The organism is Bacillus sp. JJ1609, from assembly GCF_036967045.1.
Taxonomy (GTDB): domain Bacteria; phylum Bacillota; class Bacilli; order Bacillales; family Cytobacillaceae; genus Mesobacillus.
This window is the reverse complement of the sequence record NZ_JBALSS010000053.1, coordinates 1-2,852: the sequence shown is the minus strand read 5'-3', so window position 1 is coordinate 2,852 and position 2,852 is coordinate 1. Positions and strand designations below refer to the sequence as shown.

1 protein-coding gene, 10 tRNA genes and 1 rRNA gene are annotated in these 2,852 nt (G+C 43.7%); all 12 read right to left on the bottom strand.

The annotated features are described in order from the left end of the window. Window positions 1-187 precede the first annotated feature (187 nt). Window positions 188-1,084: an arginase gene (rocF, locus tag V7654_RS23790; protein WP_335433371.1), complete on the bottom strand. Its 897-nt coding sequence runs from the start codon at window positions 1,082-1,084 to the stop codon at window positions 188-190. Between the two features lie 194 nt (window positions 1,085-1,278). Next, window positions 1,279-1,354: transfer RNA gene (locus V7654_RS23785), tRNA-Ala, on the bottom strand. 3 nt (window positions 1,355-1,357) lie between these two features. Next, window positions 1,358-1,432 (bottom strand) — tRNA-Gly (locus V7654_RS23780). Between the two features lie 71 nt (window positions 1,433-1,503). Beyond that, a tRNA-Lys gene (locus V7654_RS23775) sits at window positions 1,504-1,576 on the bottom strand. Window positions 1,577-1,789: 213 nt separating this feature from the next. Beyond that, window positions 1,790-1,864 (bottom strand) — tRNA-Gln (locus V7654_RS23770). Between the two features lie 55 nt (window positions 1,865-1,919). After that, window positions 1,920-2,004, bottom strand: a tRNA-Tyr gene (locus V7654_RS23765). Between the two features lie 40 nt (window positions 2,005-2,044). Beyond that, window positions 2,045-2,120 (bottom strand) — tRNA-Thr (locus V7654_RS23760). Between the two features lie 37 nt (window positions 2,121-2,157). After that, window positions 2,158-2,233: transfer RNA gene (locus V7654_RS23755), tRNA-Val, on the bottom strand. Between the two features lie 61 nt (window positions 2,234-2,294). Beyond that, window positions 2,295-2,366, bottom strand: a tRNA-Glu gene (locus tag V7654_RS23750). A 19-nt stretch (window positions 2,367-2,385) separates the two neighbouring features. After that, window positions 2,386-2,458 (bottom strand) — tRNA-Thr (locus V7654_RS23745). A gap of 42 nt (window positions 2,459-2,500) precedes the next feature. Then, window positions 2,501-2,575, bottom strand: a tRNA-Asn gene (locus V7654_RS23740). Between the two features lie 80 nt (window positions 2,576-2,655). Continuing rightward, window positions 2,656-2,771 (bottom strand): 5S ribosomal RNA (gene rrf / locus V7654_RS23735). Window positions 2,772-2,852 lie beyond the last annotated feature (81 nt).

Below are 2,852 nucleotides of genomic sequence, written 5' to 3'. Positions count from 1 at the left end.
CTACTAAATAAGTATTATAACTTATCATCAAATAAAACAGTTATGTATTAATTATAAAGGAGCAGCAGCCAAATCTGGCTGCTGCTCCTATTTTTTGCAATCAACAAGATATTTATATTCAATTCATATGTTTGATATGAAAACTTTTTTGATAGTCGATTCGATTTCATCGGAGGATATGAATCCTTTATAATAGTTTTTCCCCAAACAAAGAACCCATTAAGGCTACTGCTGCGATTGCGGTCTTGTTCTTTTCATCAAGAATCGGGTTGACCTCAACAAACTCCGCGGAAGTGATAATGCCTGCCTCTTCGAGCATCTCCATTGCTAAATGACTCTCTCGGTAGCTGATGCCTCCGAAAACCGGTGTACCAACACCTGGTGCATCGGTTGGATCCAAACCGTCAAGATCCAGAGAAAGATGGACACCATCGGTTTTATCTTTTAAATAGTTGATTGTTTCTTCCATAACCTTCGCCATTCCCAGTCTATCAATTTCATGCATCGTGAACACCTTGATGCCGAGTTCTTTTATTAAATCTTTTTCACCATCGTCAAGAGCACGCGCGCCGATGATGACGATATTTTCAGGCTTTACTTTAGGCGCAAATCCCCCTAATTGAGTCAATGATTCATGTCCAAGGCCCAAGCTGGCAGCAAGAGGCATTCCGTGGATATTCCCTGATGGTGATGTATCAGCAGTATTTAAATCACCGTGCGCGTCATACCATATGACGCCCAGGTTCTTGTAATGTTTAGAAACTCCAGCCAATGTTCCAATCGCAATACTATGGTCCCCACCTAAAACGAGCGGGAAAGAACCAGATTCGATGATTTTATCGACTTCCTCCGCAAGCAGGTTATTTTTCTCTGCCACTAACTCAAGATTTCTCAAATTACTGTTTGGATCAATCTTAACTTCGGGCCGGCCAACAGCGATATCTCCTAAATCTTCAATCTCATCAAATAATTCTTTTAATCTTTCATTGATGCCAGCATAACGGATAGCGCTGGGCCCCATGTCGACGCCCCTTCTCATCTGCCCCAAATCCATAGGCATACCAATTATTGAAAGCTTTCTCATACCAACCCCTACTTTCTCCCCTTTTACACCATTTTAACCGCTTTCATTTCAATGACTCAACTGGACAATTTTATGAATATATATACGGTTTGGAATTTAATGAATAATATAATCGACAATGTTTTAATATGGACAATAAAAAAAGCCATAAACCCTATTGGATTTATGGCTGAAATGGTATTTATGTAGTGTAATGGTGGAGCCTAGCGGGATCGAACCGCTGACCTCCTGCGTGCAAGGCAGGCGCTCTCCCAGCTGAGCTAAGGCCCCATTTGGAGCGGAAGACGGGATTCGAACCCGCGACCCCAACCTTGGCAAGGTTGTATTCTACCACTGAACTACTTCCGCATAATTATATTATATAAATAAGACCCCTAAAAATAAAGGATAAAGTTTATTCTTAGGGGCCTTAACATGAGTGAGCCATGAAGGACTCGAACCTTCGACCCTCTGATTAAAAGTCAGATGCTCTACCGACTGAGCTAATGGCTCGTAAAGTATAGATTAATTCAAAGTTAAACTCACCCAATCAGGCTTCACTGTCGCATCTAAGATGCTCGAAAGTCCTCACGGTCTTTCTCGCAAGTTGCCGCAGAAGTTGGCCAAGGTAGTGAGCAACTTGCTCTACCGACTGAGCTAATGGCTCATAGGCTTAATCTACCCTATTTATCGTCCGTTAAGCATCAAATGCAAAAAGAAAATAAATGGCTGGGCTAGCTGGATTCGAACCAACGCATGACGGAGTCAAAGTCCGTTGCCTTACCGCTTGGCTATAGCCCAATGGGAAAAATAAAAAGGACATCAGTTACTTGTCCAATTTTAATATGTATTAAAATGGTGGAGGGGGACGGATTCGAACCGCCGAACCCTGAGGGAGCGGATTTACAGTCCGCCGCGTTTAGCCACTTCGCTACCCCTCCACAAATCTTACTGCTGATTAAGACCAGTTAAGTAAGAAAATGGTGCCGGCGAGAGGACTTGAACCCCCAACCTACTGATTACAAGTCAGTTGCTCTACCAATTGAGCTACACCGGCATTTAATGAAGATTTTTTTCACTACGTGAAAAAATAATGGTGGAGGATGACGGGATCGAACCGCCGACCCTCTGCTTGTAAGGCAGATGCTCTCCCAGCTGAGCTAATCCTCCATTTGTTATCGTTAGTACGATTTTAAGGAAGTTTATTTTCGCTAGCGCGAAAAAAACTAAGTGACCCCTACGGGATTCGAACCCGTGTTACCGCCGTGAAAGGGCGGTGTCTTAACCGCTTGACCAAGGGGCCATATTATTAATATTTTCAGAGCTTCCAAGCGGGCTCGAACCGCTGACCTCTTCCTTACCATGGAAGTGCTCTACCTGCTGAGCTATGGAAGCATTTTGCTGCCAGCTCAAATGATCAATGTCATTTAGAGATAATGGCTCCGCAGGTAGGATTCGAACCTACGACCGCTCGGTTAACAGCCGAGTGCTCTACCACTGAGCTACTGCGGAATAATGGTATTTTTCATAACTCTATGCAGTTGATTCGAATGCCTCATCCAGGAAGTTTGTCCAGGATGAAAATGCATCTTGCCCGGCGGCGTCCTACTCTCACAGGGGGAAACCCCCAACTACCATCGGCGCTGAGAAGCTTAACTTCCGTGTTCGGTATGGGAACGGGTGTGACCTTCTCGCCATCGCCACCAGACATTTTTCCAAAGACAATTTCTATTATACTGTCTTTAATGCATTTTGCAAGAGAAAATTTTCATTCCCTCAAAACTAGATA